Annotated in this window: 14 protein-coding genes, 1 pseudogene and 1 other annotated feature; of the genes and pseudogenes, 9 read left to right on the top strand and 6 right to left on the bottom strand. The window is 45.4% G+C overall.

What is annotated here, in order from left to right:
- Positions 1–70: 70 nt before the first annotated feature.
- From HQN90_RS08760 to HQN90_RS08740, 5 genes are all read left to right on the top strand, one after another.
- The gene (locus tag HQN90_RS08760; RefSeq protein ID WP_173217387.1) at positions 71–505 is read left to right on the top strand and encodes a hypothetical protein; all 435 of its coding nucleotides are present in this window, start codon (positions 71–73) and stop codon (positions 503–505) included.
- Between the two features lie 179 nt (positions 506–684).
- On the top strand, positions 685–2187 hold the full coding sequence (locus HQN90_RS08755) for a spore germination protein (protein ID WP_173217386.1): 1503 nt from the start codon (positions 685–687) through the stop codon (positions 2185–2187).
- A 13-nt stretch (positions 2188–2200) separates the two neighbouring features.
- Positions 2201–3403 (top strand): Ger(x)C family spore germination protein, encoded by a 1203-nt coding sequence (locus HQN90_RS08750; protein WP_173217385.1) that lies wholly within the window; start codon positions 2201–2203, stop codon positions 3401–3403.
- Between the two features lie 10 nt (positions 3404–3413).
- Positions 3414–3647 (top strand): hypothetical protein, encoded by a 234-nt coding sequence (locus HQN90_RS08745; protein WP_173217384.1) that lies wholly within the window; start codon positions 3414–3416, stop codon positions 3645–3647.
- A gap of 14 nt (positions 3648–3661) precedes the next feature.
- Complete coding sequence (locus tag HQN90_RS08740; RefSeq protein ID WP_173217383.1) at positions 3662–4759, top strand: endospore germination permease; 1098 nt, start codon at positions 3662–3664, stop codon at positions 4757–4759.
- Between the two features lie 65 nt (positions 4760–4824).
- On the opposite strand, the gene HQN90_RS08735 is transcribed toward HQN90_RS08740, so the two are convergent.
- The 3 genes from HQN90_RS08735 to HQN90_RS08725 all read right to left on the bottom strand — a co-directional run bounded on the left by HQN90_RS08735 (position 4825) and on the right by HQN90_RS08725 (position 8207).
- Entirely contained in the window at positions 4825–6165 is a 1341-nt protein-coding gene (locus HQN90_RS08735; RefSeq protein ID WP_173217382.1) for an MFS transporter, read from the bottom strand.
- 105 nt (positions 6166–6270) lie between these two features.
- Entirely contained in the window at positions 6271–6549 is a 279-nt protein-coding gene (locus HQN90_RS08730; RefSeq protein ID WP_173217381.1) for an ArsR/SmtB family transcription factor, read from the bottom strand.
- 449 nt (positions 6550–6998) lie between these two features.
- Positions 6999–8207 (bottom strand): MFS transporter, encoded by a 1209-nt coding sequence (locus HQN90_RS08725; RefSeq protein WP_420851037.1) that lies wholly within the window; start codon positions 8205–8207, stop codon positions 6999–7001.
- Positions 8208–8564: 357 nt separating this feature from the next.
- Here HQN90_RS08725 and HQN90_RS08720 point away from each other — a divergent pair, with 357 nt between their 5' ends.
- From HQN90_RS08720 to HQN90_RS08710, 4 genes and pseudogenes are all read left to right on the top strand, one after another.
- Entirely contained in the window at positions 8565–10601 is a 2037-nt protein-coding gene (locus HQN90_RS08720; RefSeq protein WP_173217379.1) for a Na+/H+ antiporter, read from the top strand.
- Between the two features lie 110 nt (positions 10602–10711).
- Positions 10712–10970: a binding site (T-box leader), on the top strand.
- Between the two features lie 78 nt (positions 10971–11048).
- Positions 11049–14129 carry an isoleucine--tRNA ligase gene (gene ileS / locus HQN90_RS08715; RefSeq protein ID WP_173217378.1) on the top strand — a complete coding sequence of 1027 codons (3081 nt, stop codon included), beginning with the start codon at positions 11049–11051 and terminating at the stop codon, positions 14127–14129.
- Between the two features lie 509 nt (positions 14130–14638).
- Positions 14639–14856 (top strand): annotated as a pseudogene (locus tag HQN90_RS39880) (transposase); the annotation flags it as partial.
- Positions 14857–15060: 204 nt separating this feature from the next.
- Positions 15061–15693 carry a LysE family translocator gene (locus HQN90_RS08710; RefSeq protein ID WP_173217377.1) on the top strand — a complete coding sequence of 211 codons (633 nt, stop codon included), beginning with the start codon at positions 15061–15063 and terminating at the stop codon, positions 15691–15693.
- Between the two features lie 80 nt (positions 15694–15773).
- Here HQN90_RS08710 and HQN90_RS08705 read toward each other — a convergent pair whose 3' ends face one another.
- From HQN90_RS08705 to HQN90_RS08695, 3 genes are all read right to left on the bottom strand, one after another.
- Complete coding sequence (locus HQN90_RS08705) at positions 15774–16955, bottom strand: NAD(P)/FAD-dependent oxidoreductase (RefSeq protein ID WP_173217376.1); 1182 nt, start codon at positions 16953–16955, stop codon at positions 15774–15776.
- 21 nt (positions 16956–16976) lie between these two features.
- Positions 16977–17408 carry a helical membrane plugin domain-containing protein gene (locus HQN90_RS08700; protein WP_173217375.1) on the bottom strand — a complete coding sequence of 144 codons (432 nt, stop codon included), beginning with the start codon at positions 17406–17408 and terminating at the stop codon, positions 16977–16979.
- A gap of 267 nt (positions 17409–17675) precedes the next feature.
- Complete coding sequence (locus HQN90_RS08695) at positions 17676–18113, bottom strand: MarR family winged helix-turn-helix transcriptional regulator (protein ID WP_173217450.1); 438 nt, start codon at positions 18111–18113, stop codon at positions 17676–17678.
- Positions 18114–18296: the final 183 nt, after the last annotated feature.

Below are 18296 nucleotides of genomic sequence, written 5' to 3'. Positions count from 1 at the left end.
CAGACGCCCGATCATTTGCTAGATTACCAGCATAAAATAGAACTAGAAAAAGAGAAAGGAGGCCAAGTCTATGACCATTTTTTTGGACTTGAAAACATCTCAAAATGCTAGTTATGCTAATTCGATCTCGATCCCGATTACCGTAATTAATACACCCCAATTGATTGCTCAGCAGACCCTTAATCTATCGGGAGGCACAGCCAATCTGACGCATGTTGACTTCTCTGGCGTTGTCGCTGTGCAGCTGCCACTGCTTCCCCTAGTGACAACTGTTTTGGTAAGTGTCGTACGCGGAGCGACCGCTCAGGATATCATTGTATTTTCAGCCGCTCAGAACCTTGATCTTTCCATACTCGGACCTCAGCTAATATCGTTCTCTGGTTCTGATTTCAATGCTCCTAATATTGCTGGAGCCGTCTATAGTGTATTCATACAGGCATCTGCTTTAGGAACGATTCGTGTAGGCCCCGAAAGCTTCAATTTTACCGGCGTATCCGATGCCTAGTTGCAAGTATGGACACTAAAACATCAAATTCTTGCATAAAAGCACAACTAGACGATCTTAACAGGTCTGTCTGTTGTGCTTTTATTTTTCTTAAGTGGCTGCTTACCAATAATGCATAAAAAAGGAATTAAGTTAGATACTACTAATAAACAGACCTTCCCCAACAGCAGGAGATTACGATGGCAAACGTTGAGCAAACGATGGACGAACATTTGAGCGAGAGTCTAACAGACAATTTGCTGCTAATCCTGGAGGGACTAGGAAACAGTGACGATGTGGCTATTCGGGAAATTCAAATTGATCTTAGCGCCGATCGATGTATTCAAGGTGCAGTCGTCTATATGGAAGGTTTATCGAATCTGCATGCCATGATTGATTCTCTGCTTTCGTGCTGCGCCAGTGGCGAACAACAACACTTTAGTTCGGATGAATTGCTGGAGTATTGTAAAAATGTTGTCATCTCAACGGGTACTGTACATGATCTAGATGGAATGGAAGAACTATTTTCAGCCCTATTGTCTGGCTACAGCATCCTGCTGCTTGAAGGCTGCCTGCGTGTTCTGGCCATTGGAACGAAAGAACTTACAGCACGGTCGGTTGAAGAACCGAATGTGCAATCTGTCGTCCGCGGGCCAAGGGAAGGCTTTACAGAAGTGCTTCGCTGGAATACCTCGATGCTTCGTCGTAAAATCAAAGATCGGCATTTATGGATGGAATCGATGCAAATCGGCAGGATTACCAAAACGGATGTTGTCATTGCTTATGTGAAAAATATCGTGTCCGAAGAGGTTCTGCTGGAAGTCAAGGAGCGATTAGCGAACATCGATATAGATGCTATCCTTGAGAGCAATTACATCGAGGAGCAGATCAAAGACAAGCAGCTTACCTCTTTTCCAACTGTTTTTAATACGGAGCGTCCCGATGTGATCGCTGCAGGGTTAATGGAAGGAAGGGTAGCTATCCTGGTAGATGGAACACCCTTTGCGCTGCTGGTCCCCGCCTTGTTTACGCAATTTTTTCAATCGAGCGAGGATTACTACCAACCTGCGGATTTTTCTACATTAATTCGGCTGCTGCGCTTCCTTTCATTTGGCTTGGCGCTGTTAACCCCTTCTTTTTACATTGCAATTACTACTTTTCATCAAGAAATGCTGCCGACTACGCTGCTTTATAATTTAGCCAGTCAGAGGGAAGGCGTACCGTTCCCGGCTTTCATTGAGGCGATCATGATGGAGGTTACCTTCGAAATCTTGCGGGAAGCCAGCGTTCGGATGCCCAAAACCATTGGCCAATCCATCTCGATCGTAGGAACGCTTGTCATCGGTCAAGCCGCGGTAGAAGCAGGTCTCGTTAGTGCTGCCATGGTTATTGTGGTGTCGATTACGGCGATATCGAACTTTGTTCTTCCTGCTTTTAACCTTGGAATCACCATTCGGATTATCCGTTTCTTATTAATGATGCTGGCTGCGTCGTTTGGGCTTTTTGGTATTTTCCTAGGCATCGTTGCGCTTGTTGTCCATATGTGCGGGCTTTCCTCATTCGGAGTTTCCTATATGTCACCGCTTGCCCCATTCCATTTATCTGACCAAAAGGACACGTTTTTCCGCTTTCCACTCACGAAGATGTTTACTCGGTCGAAAGCTTTCCCCCAGAAAAATCTCGTTCGCCAGAAACGCAGGTGAGGAGGTAGATCATGTGAAACAGCGGTTGCTCGCAAGTTTCTTCCTGCTTTCTCTCATGTGCTTGTTAAGCGGTTGTTGGAGCAGACATGAGTTAAACGACATCAGTATTGTTGTAGGTTTGGGAATCGATAAAATGGGAGAACGCTATAAAGTTACCATTCAGACGGTTAATCCAAGTCAAGTCTCGGCGAAAAAAGGAACATCCACAAATGCTAGTGCTGTCGTCACGTATGAAGAAACAGGAACAACGGTTCCAGAAGCCTTATCCCGGATGAGCGTTAAAGCTCCGCGTTTTTTGCATTTCTCACATCTGCGAATGGTTATCATTAGTGAAGATGTTGCCCATCAAGGAATCAGCAAAGCAATTGACTATTTATCCCGCAATTTGGATATGCGTACGGATTTCTACTTTGTTGTCGCCAGGCAGGCGAAAGCTTCCGAGGTGTTGAAAGTAATCAGCTCGATGGATCCGATTCCCGCCAATAACATGTATACGAAGCTGGAAACCTCGGATAAATATTGGTCCGCTACCGGCAGCATGAATCTTAATTATTTGCTTCAGGCTTTAGGAGCTAAAGGCAAAAGTGCTTCTATGACCGGAATTGAAATTATTGGAAATAAGAAGATGGGAGACCAAACGGCAAATACCCAGTTCGTGGAACCTCTTGCTCTTCTAAAATATGCCGGAATGGCGGCCTTCAAACGAGATCGGTTTGTGGGCTGGTTGGATGAGAGTGACACGAAGGCTTTAAATTATGTGCAAAACTCCGTTTATCAAACAACAGGTTTTATTCCATGTCCAGGATCTAAAGGCAATATTACGATGCAGGTTATCCGTTCCAATGCGGTTATGCATCCCCATTTGGTAAATGAGAATCCTGAATTCGATGTAAATGTCAGAATTGAGCAGGATATCGCTGATATTGAATGCAAAATGGATATATCGAAAGTCGGAATTGTGGCGGATATAAAGAAGTTGAGCGACCAGAAATTAGAAGGTCTTATCAGCGAATCGATCGATAAAATCCAACAAACTATAGGGACCGATATTTACGGCTTCGGCGACGCATTTCATCGTAAATACCCCAAAGCCTGGCATCAAATCAAGGATTGGGACGAGGTTTTTAAGACGATTAAAGTGCATGTTCATGTAGATACAAATCTCCGCAGGGTGGGGACAATTCTACAATCGGTTGATCAAATAACGAGAGAATAGGGAGTACCTCATGCTGCTTTTCATTGGGATTTTCCTTACGTTAGCTTGGACACTTTGGAAGGATTTCCCTCGCATGTGGAAGGAAAAGAAGTTCAAAGAGTTTTGGATATTGGCTATGATAACGCTCACGGTGTGTGTGATCAGTACCGTTAAAAGCTTGAATATCAATTTGCCGAATCCACTCGATTGGATTGAAATGGCATTAGGGCCTTATCCCCGCGCGGTTTACTCGTTACTGCAATGAAAGGGGCCTTTTCTGTGGAGAAAAAAGAGATCATTAGCCGAGGCTCATTTGCCGTGCTCATTACTTTCTTTATGATTGGGACATCTATTCTTATCACACCTTCTGCGCTGGCTCATGAAGCCAAACAGGACGCATGGCTGGCTTGCTTAGTTGGCATCGGGATGAATGGTCTCAATGCCTTCTTATACGTTGTACTCGGGGAGCGATTTGCAGGACAAACGCTGGCCCAATACTGCGAAATCATACTGGGCAAATGGTTTGGCAAAGCGGTCTGTCTAGCTTTTGTATTGTTTTTTTACTTGCTTGCTTCTTTGATGATGGGTGATCTAGGTTTTTTCATAACCTCCCAAATCATGCAAGAAACTCCGATAGAGATGCTGCAAATATTGTTTACCCTTATTGTCGTGATGGCCGTCCGATCCGGATTCGTCGTGTATACACGAGCGGCTGTTGTCTTTTTTCCCTGGCTGATTATTTTATTTCTGCTGCTTATTGTGCCGCTGCTGCCTAAATTCAACATGAATAACTTTCTACCCGTTATGGAATATGGCGTCAAACCGATTCTGCGTGGTGGATTCTCATTTTACGGCTTGCAGGAGATGAGCGTTCTGCTGATGTTTTATCCATTTGTCGCCAAAATGCGTGGTCTCAGAAGCGGTTTCACAGCTGGGATAGGAGTTGGCGGAGCCATTCTTTTTATTACGACTGTTGGCAGTATTGCCGTTCTTGGTGAAGCGTTAACGACTAACCAACTATTTCCGGCTTACACACTTGCCAAAAATATAAGCATCGGTCATTTTCTTGAGCGGGTGGAAGGCATTTTAATCTCAATCTGGGTGCTGTCCATTTTCATCAAAATTGTCTTGACCTTCCACGCCTCTTTGCTGGGCTTTGTTCAAATACTGAACATAAAGGATGAGAAACCGCTCATTGCCCCACTGGCTTTGGGAATGATTGTGCTCTCATTAATGTGTTACCCCAATACCATTTATATTAATGACTACTTAGGAAGAAATTGGGCGCCGTTTTCTCTTATTTTCACCTTATTCCTGCCATTGATGCTTCTTGTCGTGTCTTGGATTAGACGAAAACGCAGCTTTCCGCATCCGTAAAGCAGCAAGGTCAATCATGCGAAAAACCATCGCTGTGGGTGCGATGGTTTTGTTTTTTTATCATTTCATGGGGTTTGATTAATCGGTAGAGACTCTAGTGAGGATGTTTTTCTATACCATAACAACATTAACACGGAGCACAAGCTTACTAGAAACAGAAGCTCATAAACGTGCCGGAAAGCTTCAACAGGCGGTCTGTTTTTTTGGTGCTCAAGCAGCAATCCGCATACAGCAACCGAGATGGAGCCGCCGAAAAACTGAATCAGCTGGAGGAGACCCATGCCAGAGCCGATCTGCGTTCTGGGCAGAATGCGAGAGGCTTCATTATTTAACGATGCCATCGTTGCAGAAAAAGCAGGTGAGAAAAAGAGGTAGCCAATAAGAATGACTGTTGGTGAATATGAAAGCAAGATTGAAAAAAATAGTAGCACAGCAGTCAGAACGACATGGCCGATCAGCAAAAACCGCAAATTGCCATAGCGATCAATCCATTTCCCAACAAAACGCGTCATGATTGCCGAGAAAATGGCACCAGGGGCGATCATTAGTCCAATGGTCATCGCCGATTTGGCGAATAGACTGGCAAGCACCAAGGGCATGAGGAATAAATTCCCCAAATTCAGCACCAGAATACAAAAACCAACGACTAAGAGCTTTCTGTAGTCTGTTTTTTTGAGCAGGTCGAGGTTGATGAAAGTCTCTTTTTTTCTTTTTAAGTGCCAAGCATGCAAAATAAACGAAAGAATACTGAGAGCGAGCCAAACAAAGGATTGCTGGGTTACTGCGGTAAGCAGTGTTACCGTATGAACGATGGTTAATGCAGCGCCCCAAATGTCAAAGCTGGCTGTTTGTAGCTGACTATCCTTGGGCAGCAGGCGCAAGAGGAGGGGAAGGACAACAAGTACACAACACGTGACCGCGAACAGCCCATTCCAACCAAAGTATTCGCTGATTAAGCCTCCTACAATCGGGCCCAGCCCAAATGCCATTGCGCTGCCAGCCGAAATCATGGCGATGGCTCGACCGCGCCGTTCAATGGGGATATATCGGCTGGCCAATACAAGTCCTAATCCTGCCATTGCTCCCGCCCCGGCGGATTGCAGAATCCTCGCGATTAACAACGTCTGAAAATCAGCTGCAAAAACGCCAAAGATGGATGAAAGTCCAAGAATCAATAGCCCCACAGTCAATAACCGACGAATCGAGATGATGTCCGAGAGCCTGCTATAAATAACAGTAGATAAGGCATAACCCAGAGAATAGCTAGATATTATCCATGAGCCAAGATCAGCAGAAATATGCAGATCATGAATGATGCTGGGGATAGACACATTGAACATGGTCGTGTTCATGACAACGATGAAAAGTCCAAACGTCCATATCGGCATTACAATTTTATCATTCAAACGCGGTTCATCCCATTCGTTCCATATTTATTGTGATAGATGATTTGTTCCTACACCCTCTCTTATCATGGAAAGGGATTAGGAAAGATATACGTCTATTCGCAATTAAATCTCCGCAAGCTTATCTACATAAGCACGTAGAACGTCGTGTTCGAGTACGAGGCTCATGAATTTGCCTTCACGAAGGCATTGAACCAAGCCTGCTGTCTCCAATTCCTTAATGTGATGGGAGATAGTTGCAGCGCTCACGGGGTGGCTCAGATGCAGCGTACTGCAAGGAAGAGGCTCGGTTGCGGCACCGATTTCTTTGAGCATTTGATAGCGCCTGGGTTCAGCCAAAGCACGTGATATTCTCGAGAACTGTTGGTCGGATAGGATTGTCATTCTGAAAAACTCCCTTCATGTGACATGTGTTCTTATAGAAGCAAAACGATACATTTTTATCATCATCATACCATATGTGCTCAAAAATTTCTCTCCACCCGAGTCGATTAGGGATGAATCGGTGCAGTTGGTTGTCACCTGACTGGTGCGGTTATGAGGAAAAGCGATTGTGATTGTGCAGGCTTTTTTATGAAAGAGGAAAAGCCTGCGAATGTGCATCTTTTTTGGCTTGATTTCATCTGTTGGGGGCAAATTCCTGCGATAATGCATTTTTTCTGCAATAGAGGGCAATAGAGGCTGAGAAATGATGAAAATGCCTGCACAATTGCAGGCATTCTCATTTTTCAACCAAGTTTGTCGGAAATTCCTGCGCTTTTGCAGGTTTTTACTATCAGGTGACCGAACGATCGATGCTAAACAGAAACTTGGCTTATGGGACAGCCCCAAAATCAGCTGGGATCGATATCAACGCTGAGATGACGTTTTTTATTAACCAGATCTACTTTTTGGGGATTGTAACGCACAGTTCTTAGCATAATAGACACTAAGCCAAGCACCAGGAACAGTAAGCCGCTCCAAATCACATGCTGAGTTCCCATTCCTGCAATAAAGGATCCACCAATGAATGTACCAATGGTTACACCCAGATTAGCGAAAGAAACAAATAACCCATTAGCGAAGTCAGGTGCTTCCGGAGCCGCAGAAGTAATCCAATATTGCGAAATATTAAGTCCTAGGGTGAAAAGAACGCCCCATACCGCAATAATAATCGTCATTGGGAGAGAGAAACTGCCTAAGAAAAAGACAAGTAGATATATGGCGGCAAAGATAAATGGATACACAAGAGCGGTAGCTTTCGCTTTATTGCTAAGCAGCTTGCCAGCCAGCAGATTGCCTGCAATACCAGTAATACCGAATAAAACTAACATAAGACTGATTTGCTTTCCTGACATTTGAGTAACTGTGTCCAGGTACTCTGCAAAGAAACTATAGACGGCATACATCGCTGAATTTATGAAGATGACCGTCACAATGCTTAACCAGACAAGCGGTTTTTTCAAAACACTTAACTGCTGCCCGTAAGAAAGTCTTTCTTTCACCGGCATGGAGGGGACGAAAGCAAGAATGCTCAGAAAGGCAATCGCATTGACCACGGCGAAAAACCAGAGTGAGGCATGAAGCGATACGATGTCCGCAATATAAGAAGTGATCGGTGTGCCAATGACCATTCCAGCGGTAACCCCCATAAATACTTTGGAAATTGCTTTGCTGGTTTGTTCTTTGCTGACCGTATTGGCAGCAGCTACAAAAGCAACGGAGAAGTAAACAGGATGCAGGAAGGCAGGTACAACACGAGCTATTAAGAGTACAGTGAAGTTAGGCGCATAAACAGAAACTACGTTGGCGATGACGAACAGGCCGAGTACCAATAGCATGGCATTCTTGCGATTGATACCTGAGAACAATAAAGGCATGAATGGACCGGAAATTGCTACAGCTAAGGCGAAAAGACTGACAAGCAATCCTGCTTGTGAGACACTGATGCCGAATTGCTGGGCAATCTGCGGTAAAATGCCGATAACACCCATTTCGGTATTGATGATACCAAAGATGCCGAAGGCGAGGATGTAAATGATGAAAGATTTAGAATTAACCACGTTTAAATTCATCTCCTAAATATCATGTAATTTCACAAATGTGAAAGAAAATTGCTGTAATAAGGCATCTAGAATCTGAACAGCTATAACACGATGAACAACCCCTTTACATTAGTCAATTAGATGATTGTATAACTATCACATTAAAAGAATGTTTCGTCAAGTGCCTTTTTTTTACCTGTGTAGTAACAGTTCAGTTGAAAATAGATGAGCTTGCGCCATTGAACAGAGTAGAGTGGATCATGATATAATAGGATTTAGTAAAAATATCCTGAAGAGAACTACACGAATACATATCACCAACAGGTGCTTAAAGGGATAGCTTTGGCAGCCTGTCATGTCATGGAGGGACACCGTTTGGAAGTATTTATTATCATTCTCATGCTGTTGGTTCTAATTGGCGTATCCAATGTCTTATACCGATTCGTTCCGTTCATTCCCGTTCCCCTTATCCAAATTGTGTTGGGTGCCAGTCTGGTGGTCGTTCCGTTAGGTATTCACCTGCATCTGGAACCGGAATTGTTCTTCATTCTGTTCATTGCCCCGCTCTTGTATAACGATGGCAAGCACACGCCGCGCGATGAGCTGTGGAGATTACGGGCTCCAATTCTGCTGCTTGCCGTCGGTCTCGTCTTCATCACTGTGTGTGTTGTGGGATATAGTGTCCATTGGCTGATTCCTTCGATTCCACTGGCCGCTGCTTTCGGACTTGCTGCCATCTTGTCTCCAACGGATGCCGTAGCGGTAGGCTCCCTTGCCGGTCGCATCCATCTTCCGCGCAGCTTGAAACGGCTGCTTGAAGGGGAAGCCTTGATGAACGATGCCTCGGGTCTCGTTGCGTTCAAATTCGCTATCGCTGCGGCAGTTACCGGCGTATTCTCGCTGCCGAAGGCAAGCTTCAGCTTCCTCGTCATATCGATCGGCGGTTTGCTCGTTGGGGCGATAGTCGCCTTTCTCATCGTGGGTCTTCGCCATCTCTTGCGGCGGGCAGGGCTCGAGGATGAGACGATGCATATGCTGCTGCAAATTCTTACACCGTTCCTGCTTTATTTGATCGCTGAGGAGCTTGGCGTGTCGGGCATCCTTGCCGCCGTAGCCGGAGGACTTGTGCATGCGATTGAGAATGAACGGATGCCATTTACGATGCCGAATCTTAAGAGCGTATCGAATCCGACTTGGTCCGTTATTTTATTTGTCCTGAATGGATTGGTCTTTGTTCTCTTAGGTCTGCAAATCCCAGACGTATCTCGGACGATTCTGAGCGATCCGGCTTTTGATAATTTCAAAGTCATTGGGTATGCCGTACTTATTTATGCCATGCTGTTGGTGCTGCGGTTTGTATGGACGTTTCTATTCTCTAGAGGGGGACGTTGGTTCGGGAACAAAAGCAACGAGGTGCCAAGCCTGCGTATCTTAACGTTAACTTCTATTTCAGGCGTGCGCGGCGCAGTTACATTGGCCGGTGCGTTCTCTATTCCGCTCTTGCTCGAAAATGGCGATCCGTTTCCGCAACGAGATCTTATTATTTTCCTTGCGTCTTCCGTCATCTTGTTGTCGCTGCTTACGGCTAGTATTGTTCTTCCGCTGCTTGCCAAGAAGAAAAGCACAACCGATGATGCCGAAAAAGAAAGATTGGAACGGGAGTGGCAGATTGAAGTCATGGGGGCGGCGGTTCGAGCCCTGCAGAAAACGAGCAACGAAGAGAACGAGATGGCTGTGAGCACGGTGATCAGCGATTACAAACTGATGATGCAGCAGCTCGGCCAAAAGGATGGCAAAACGAAACGTCTGCCGCGTTCCCGGCAGGAAGAAGCAGGGATGCGCCTGCTGGCGTTAGGTATTGAGCGCAAATATGTCAATGATCGTCTGGAAAGCGGACAAGTCAGCCGCGAGCAGGCCAATTATTATTTGAACATGCTGGAGCAGGTTGAGCTCATTCTGGCTAATAAGCTGGATTTGGGCAAAGTTATCCTCAAAACCCTTTGGCGCCGGTTGAAAATGATCGTGTTCGTCCGCCAACCGAGCGTAGTTTCCGGTATTAGCGAGCCTGATATGACAGCACTCCGCACGCTGAAAATGCAATGCAGCCAAGCCGTTGTCGACGAGTTCTCCGAGCGCTGCGCTCTTCAGAGCGATGAAGCGACAGAAGGTGTGCTCGAGTACTACCGTCAGATGTTGGACAGGCTGCGCAGATACACGATCGGTTCGCGGCGTAAGGACCGCTCGTTCGACGAGTGCCGCAGAGAACTTCACTGGATAGCGGTTCAAGCGGAGCGCGATGCGGTGCAAGTGTTTTTCGAAAAAGGAGATATCACGCGTGACATGGCTGCTCTTCTGCGAAGAGTGATCCGCAACAGAGAAGCATCGCTGTATGAGCTTGAGGAAATTGTTTGACGCAGGTAGCTAGCATGCCGAGAAAGCTGCTTGAAAAAAATAGTGAAATAAAGTTGACATTCTTTAGATCTTAGTGTAAAAATGTATTAACTAAATGTTCTTATCATTAATCAAATTCGTTAACGAGAACGAGTACGCTAATCCATTTGCTTCCCAGAGAGTTGGCCATGAGCTGAAAGCCAATATGCAAATCCTAGCCGAAAATCCTCTCCGAGAAGGAAAGCTGAAAGTTTCTGAGTAAGCTGCCCCGGGATCCCGCCGTTAAAAGGGCCACGTATGTTAGTACGTAGTATGAGGAGCTGTAATGATCATAAGTGGATGGTCATACGGAACTAGGGTGGTATCGCGAGATGTAATCTCGTCCCTTACGGGGCGGGATTTTTTTGTTTTCCCTTAACACGTGTCCCGAACTAACCCATTACGTAAATAGAGGAGTGTAGCCTAATCATGAGAAAAGTTGATGTCAAAGAAAAAGCGAGAACCCGCGAGCTGCGCATTCTTGAGCAGTGGAAACAAAATAACACGTTCCATCAGTCGATCGAACATCGGAAAGGCAAACCAAACTTCGTCTTCTATGAAGGACCGCCAACGGCCAACGGATCACCCCATATCGGTCACGTGCTTGGCCGTGTTGTTAAAGATTTCATCTGCCGCTACAAAACGATGTCTGGATACCAAGTTGTTCGCAAAGCAGGTTGGGATACGCATGGTCTGCCTGTTGAGCTTGGCGTCCAAAAGCAGCTTGGGATATCGGGCAAACAGGAGATTGAGAAATACGGGGTAGCCGAGTTCGTCGAGAAATGCAAAAGCAGTGTGTTTGAGTACGAAAAACAGTGGCGAGAGCTGACTGAAGCCATTGCCTACTGGACGGATATGGATAACCCGTATGTGACGCTCGAAAACGATTATATCGAGAGTGTTTGGCATATTTTATCCGTGGTGCATAAGAAAGGATTGTTGTACAAGGGGCATCGTGTCAGCCCTTATTGTCCGGACTGCCAAACAACGCTTAGTTCTCACGAAGTAGCTCAAGGCTATGAAGATGTGAAGGATTTGAGTGCCACCGTTAAGTTTAAAAGCAAAATCGGAGATGAAATTTTCCTAGCTTGGACGACAACGCCTTGGACGCTGCCAGCCAATATAGCATTAGCAGTGAATAAGGATTTGGATTATGTGAAAGTGAAGCAGAATGATGAAGTGTACATTGTTGCCAAACGATTAGCTGAAAAACTGTTCAAGCAGGACTACGCTATTTTGTCTGAGCATAAAGGATCGGAATTCGTAGGTATTCCTTACGAGCCTCCATTTGGCTATATCCATCCCACTAAAGGCCATATCGTTGTAGATGCTGACTACGTCATGGATACAAGCGGTACAGGTATCGTTCATATTGCCCCTGCCCACGGTGAGGACGATTATCGAACTGCGCGTCAACATGAGCTGGATTTTGTGAATGTTGTCAATTTGGCAGGACGTTACCAGGATCAAATATCAGATTTCGCTGATCGCTTTGTCAAAGATTGCGATGTGGATATTGTCAAATATTTGTCCGAGCGCAACCTGTTATTTTCGAAAGAACGGTATGAGCATAGTTATCCTTTTTGCTGGCGCTGCAAATCCCCGCTGCTCTATTATGCGATGGAGAGCTGGTTTATCAAAACGACGGCTATCAAAGAGCAATTGATTGAAAACAATAAGAAGATCGAATGGTATCCTTCTCATCTCCGGGATGGACGTTTCGGAAAGTTCCTCGAAGAGCTTGTTGACTGGAACATCAGCCGCAATCGTTATTGGGGAACCCCGCTTAACGTTTGGCTATGTGGAGACTGCGGATCGGAGTATGCACCTGGAAGCCACAAAGAGCTAAGAGATAAGTCCATAACGCCGATTGATGAAAGCTTGGAACTTCATAAACCATATATCGATGCTGTGAAGCTGCGCTGCTCCTGTGGCGGCGTCATGGAAAGAACTCCCGAAGTTATTGATGTCTGGTTCGACAGCGGCTCCATGCCCTTTGCGCAGTATCACCATCCGTTTGGCGATGAAGCAGAGTTCAATGAACAGTATCCCGCGGATATGATTTGCGAAGGGATTGACCAAACAAGAGGTTGGTTCTTCAGCCTGCTCGCTGTTTCAACTTTGTTCAATGGTAAATCTCCTTATAAATCCGTCCTTTCCACAGGGCATGTGTTGGATGAAAACGGGCAAAAAATGTCCAAAAGTAAAGGCAATGGCATCGATCCTTGGGAAATCATCAATGAATTTGGTACGGATGCGTTCCGCTGGGCTCTGTTGGCAGATAGCGCACCGTGGAACAGCAAACGATTCTCTAAACAGATCGTAGCCGAAGCGAAGTCCAAGCTGATTGATACGATCAATAATACGCATGCTTTTTATGCGCTTTATGCGGAGATTGATCAATATAATCCGGAAGATCATCCGTATCACAAGTCTGAGAACGAATTGGATCGCTGGATCATTTCAAGGCTGAACAGCACGCTGCAGCTAGTAATCAAGGGCTTGGAAATCAACGATTTCTTGAACCCTGCCAAGCAAATCGAAGTCTTTGTCGACGAGCTGAGCAACTGGTATATCCGACGTTCCCGCGACCGTTTCTGGGGAAGTGATATGAATGTAGATAAAGTGTCTGCTTACCAAACACTGCGTGAAGTGCTGCTGACGCTCTCGCGAATGATCGCACCCTTTACCCCACTGATTGCTGAAGATATGTATGGCAACCTTGGCGGCGAAGGCAGTGTGCATTTAGCTGACTATCCAAGGGTGAGTGAATCGGCCATTGATGAAGAGTTGGAGAGCGAGATGGGAATTGCCCGGCAAATCGTTGAGCTGGCACGGAATATCAGGAACGAAACGGGGATCAAAACTCGCCAGCCTCTCTCCGAGATGTTCATTTCGCTTTCTAGCAAATTTGACCTAAGTCGATTCGAAGACATCATTAAAGACGAAATGAATCTGAAAGAAATTCGTGTAGAACGAAATGACAGCGGGTTTGTGGATTACAATGTGAAACTGAATTTGAAGGCAGCAGGGAAGAAGTATGGCAAATTCGTCAATCCCCTGCAAAATCACTTGAAAACTTTGGATGCTTTGGAAACCAAACAGGTGATTGACAATGGCTTCTTAAAAGTAGCAATCGACGGGGAAGAGCTCCAAGTCGAGCTAGATGAGCTGCTAGTAGAGAAACAAGCCAAAGCAGGTTTTGCTTCAGCTTCCAATAACCAGATCACAGTGACTTTAAATACGTTAATAACGGAAGAATTGAAACAGGAAGGACTTGTACGTGAAATGATACGGGCAATTCAGGATTACCGTAAAAAACTGGAGCTGCCGATTGATAAACGAGTCCATCTTGTGCTCGATGTCCAATCACCGTTGAAGGAAGCGTTGGAGCGTTATCAACATATTCTGCAGGAAAACGTGCTGCTAGCTAGTGTGCGACTTGAGAAAGTGGCAGATATGGAGTCTTTTACGATTGGGGATAACCAGTTCCAGCTTCATATGGAGTAAACAAAAGTAAAAGCCTGCGAAAATACAGGAATTTCCGGGCGAATTCGGTTAAAAAGTGGAAATGCCTGCAATTGTGCAGGCATTTTTATCTTTTTCAGCCGCTCATCCAGAAAAAGCCTCAAAAACCTGCATAAACGCAGGAATTTAACAGTTGAGGCTATTCTATGAGCAAAAAAGATGTATAAATGCAGGCTTATAGAAAGCAACCGGAGTTAAAGCTCACGTACCACCGAGAAAAAAAGCCTGGCAAAAGGAATTAGGCAAAAAGCTGTCCCCCCCATTGAGCCGGCGTTTTTGGTTGGCTCAGCTCGGCTTTGATTGTTTTTGAGCCTTCATCGAGCATGAGCCTGCCTTTTTGGCAGTCTCAGCGGGGGTTTGCATCTTTTCCACCCCTGAGCCGGCGTTTTTGTCTGGCTCAGCTCGGCTCGGCTTGGATTGGTTTTGAGCCTTCTTCGAGCTAGAGCCTGCCTTTTCGGCAGGCTCAGCGCGGGGCAGCTTTTCACCTCTGAGTTCGTAGTGAAGAAGGCTGCGCGCTAGCAGTCAGGCGGGTGATTGAACCGAAGCCTATGTTCGATTACATCAAGAACAACCGTGAATTCAAAGGATTCCTGCTTCGAGGCTTATCCAATGTAAGGCTGAAGGTTGGGTGGCTTCGCTTGCCCATAACCTGCTAAAGAAAGCAGTTGAAGCAAAAAGCAAAGGAGTTAAGCAGATCCAAGCCGCTTAACTCCTTTGCTCATTTTAAAATTCATTTCCCCTGAATTTCAACTGTGTCTCGCGTTTTTAAATTCCACTTATAGGACAACCTCTTCCTTTGAAATGGAATTGACAAAAATTAGCGAGTAGCTATAGACTAATAAACAATGTAGAAAGCTCCTTGGGCTTAGATATGAAAAAACATCACCGCATAGAGACAGAGAGGAGACTTGACTTGGTCAGTTTGGGTACATTATTCGCTTTTGCAATCGTTTCATTAGGTATGGTTTGTTCGCCAGGTCCAAACATGATCTACCTGATTTCGCGAACCCTTACACAGGGCCGAATAGCGGGGATTATCTCTCTTTTGGGTGTCATGCTTGGGTTTCTAATTTATATTATGGCAACGATGCTAGGACTTACAGCTCTGTTCACTGCAGTACCAGTTGTCTTCGATACTGTCAAATTTGCTGGCGCCATTTACTTACTCTGGCTTGCTTGGAATGCCATAAAGCCAGGTTCAGCATCAATTTTGGAACCTCGCAAGCTTGCAATTGACACACCAAAGAAATTATTCCTTATGGGTTTTATGACTAATCTTCTTAATCCTAAGATTGCAGTTCTATACGTTTCACTATTGCCCCAATTTGAGGATCCTGCACGAGGATCGTTGTTGCTGCAAAGCGCAACTTTGGGTTTTACGCAAATTACGGTCAGTTTTATTGTAAATCTCCTCATTGTATGTACAGCTAGCAAGATTTCAGTCTGGTTTGGCACACGCCCCACATGGTTGCGAGTACAACGGTGGCTAATGGCTAGGCTTTTGACGGGGCTAGCTGTACGGCTTGCATTTGAACACGAGAAATAAGAGTCGCAATTTGCAAAGCATCAAATTAAAAAAAGGATGTCCCAACTCGCCATGAAGGCAAGGGGACATCCTTTTTGTTCTTAATAAGCTAATGCAAAAAGTCCATGAATGTGGGACAAGTAACGAACATTGCTCGCTTCTTTCATGAGGGAAGCCGGCAAGCCTTTCAGCTGCGTGTTATTGCCGCCGATCGTGCCGATACCATCTTTGCGACCAAGGCTGCCCAGCGTTCCGGAGAAGACCGGAGTGAACTTGTCCATAGTGCCGCCTTTAAGCTGAACGGAAAGGTTGAAACCAACGGTTTCGCCCATCTGCCAAGCCAGCTGAGCAGTAGGAGGGTAAGGTCTTTCACTGCCTTCGGGGAAAACAACCGCGCAATCGCCTGCAAGGAAGATATCGGAGTGCGATGTGGATTGCAATGTCGATGTTACGGTAGCGCGGCCACGATCTTCAGCGATGCCACAGCTTCCAACAACTTGGTTACCTTTGACGCCGCCTGTCCAAATAATCGTGTTCGACTCGATGGTTTGTCCACTTTTCAGTGATACGGAATTTTTCGTAGCTTCTGTAATCGCAACACCTGTCAAGAAAGTAACGCCGCGCTTCTCAAGGCTTGTGACCGCACGCTCGATCAATACTTTAGGGAATACCGGAAGGACAGCCGGACCTGCTTCAACGCAATAGATGGAAACATCGTTGAAATCGATGCCTTTGCTGCGGCATACTTCAGGAAGCTTATCGGCAAATTCACCTACAAGCTCAACACCTGTCAGACCGCCTCCGCCAACAACGATCGTTGCGTCTGCTTTATTACCGGAAGCTTTATAAGCGTCAAGACGAGCTTCAACGTGCTCGCGGATGCGGTTAGCATCAGCAGCCGATTTCAATACGAAGCTGTTTTCTTCCAGACCTTGAATACCGAAGTAGTTGGTCTCACTACCCATAGCAACGACAAGCGCGTCATACGTATGTACAGCGCCGCTGCTTGTAAGAACTTGCTTCTCATTTGGCTTAATCTCTTTAATCGTGTCAACAACAATGTTCACTTGTTTGTCGCCTAACAGCTTTTGAAGAGGCAGCGCAACGGCTTGCTCTTTGATCGTGCCGCCAGCCAAACGGTGTAATTCTGTAATAATTTGGTGTGTTGGAAAGCGGTTGATGATTGTTATGCTGGCTTCTGCCGCCGTCAAATGTTTACGTGCTGTCAAAGCAGTTAGAAGACCGCCATAACCGCCGCCAAGAATAAGTATTTGTTTAGCCATCGTGATCACCCCTTGTTCGTATTAATGTTTCCGTTCCGAAAGTACATTCAAGAATGATTGAGCAAAACGAAGTGTCTTCTGCACTTCAGGATCCTTCAGCATTTTGAGCATACCGAAAAGACCAATCGTTGTTCCAGCCTCAGCTTGGGAACGTTCGCCAGCTTCAATCGCTGCTGATGCAATGTCTTTTGCTCTTTCTTGTACCGGTTTGACGAATTCGCCAATACCTTGGGCAAAATCGTTGATCAAAACTTTGTCCGTAGCGACGCTTTGTGCGAAGTCGTAAGCTTTCGTTAACATCGTAACCATTTCTGCCAATTTAGGCAGATTTTCGACAAGAACAGTCAGGGATTGCTGCACCTCAGGCTTCAGCAATTGGTCTAGTACGTCTAGCGATCTTGGTTCCGCAGCAAGTGTTGCTGCTACTTCTTGAACAGCAGGTGTCTGTGACATAAGAAAAAATCCTCCTTTGCGTTGAAAAAAAATCGGGTACTGTCGCAATGTGTACGGGACAACTATTTCGTTTCCCAAATGGTTGTAAGATATTTCACAAGTGAAAATGCCCATCAACATCGACACAATTGGATTTAAACCGTATCTAGATATTCTACACCTTTTGACACTATTTTTAAAAATGAAAATATTTCAAATTGGTGAACATAATGCGATTCTGAGCGAAGAATTTGCAAAAGATAGGTCTTGACATTTGCTTTTTCAATTTCAGGAAGAAGTTTTGCTCTGGGAAGCGGCATGGAGATGATAAATTTGCTCTTCTAGGACGGTGCTCGCTTTGTCTAAAAACTTCGTGATGAGGGCAAGCTCTTCATCTGTATAGGAGGAAGCAAGTTCAAGCATTGCGGTGTGAAGAGGGTGGTACGTATGGCTAACTTCCGCTTTATGCTCATACGCAGGGACAATAATCACTTTGCGACGGTCATGGGGATCATTTTGCCGGCGAACATAACCGATTTTTTCGAGGCGATCTATTAAAGCCGTCGTGCTTCCCGTAGCAAGTCCGGTTAATTTGGAGAGTTCTCCCGCGGTGATGGGACCTTTCTCACGAAGGATATCCACAGATAAGTAGTCTTGATTGTATAACCCAAGAGTGCTGGCAACGCCATGCTGGTATAAAACCGTTCGGGTTCCGAGTCCACGCATATAGGAGATGAACTGTTCTTTGGGATCTGTGATTGGAGCTTGTTGATGTCTTGACAAATGACAAACCTCCTTTTATGATGTTTATATCTTGATTATCGAGATATTTGATAGACGAGGTATTATTGAGATTCATTTTATAGGAACCATGACGATTTTGCAAAGGGTTTTGATTGCTGCAGTTTG

The organism is Paenibacillus alba (assembly GCF_013204855.1).
Taxonomy (GTDB): domain Bacteria; phylum Bacillota; class Bacilli; order Paenibacillales; family NBRC-103111; genus Paenibacillus_E; species Paenibacillus_E alba.
This window is presented reverse-complemented; position numbering and strand designations above follow the sequence as displayed.

Bases quoted from the DNA above. Each gene is read 5' to 3' on its own strand.
- HQN90_RS08700 (WP_173217375.1), bottom strand. From the start codon at position 17,408: ATGTCACAGACACCTGCTGTTCAAGAAGTAGCAGCAACACTTGCTGCG.
- HQN90_RS08730 (WP_173217381.1), bottom strand. From the start codon at position 6,549: ATGACAATCCTATCCGACCAACAGTTCTCGAGAATATCACGTGCTTTG.
- HQN90_RS08745 (WP_173217384.1), top strand. From the start codon at position 3,414: ATGCTGCTTTTCATTGGGATTTTCCTTACGTTAGCTTGGACACTTTGG.
- HQN90_RS08695 (WP_173217450.1), bottom strand. From the start codon at position 18,113: ATGCGTGGACTCGGAACCCGAACGGTTTTATACCAGCATGGCGTTGCC.
- HQN90_RS08705 (WP_173217376.1), bottom strand. From the start codon at position 16,955: ATGGCTAAACAAATACTTATTCTTGGCGGCGGTTATGGCGGTCTTCTA.
- ileS (WP_173217378.1), top strand. From the start codon at position 11,049: ATGAGAAAAGTTGATGTCAAAGAAAAAGCGAGAACCCGCGAGCTGCGC.
- HQN90_RS08755 (WP_173217386.1), top strand. From the start codon at position 685: ATGGCAAACGTTGAGCAAACGATGGACGAACATTTGAGCGAGAGTCTA.
- HQN90_RS08760 (WP_173217387.1), top strand. From the start codon at position 71: ATGACCATTTTTTTGGACTTGAAAACATCTCAAAATGCTAGTTATGCT.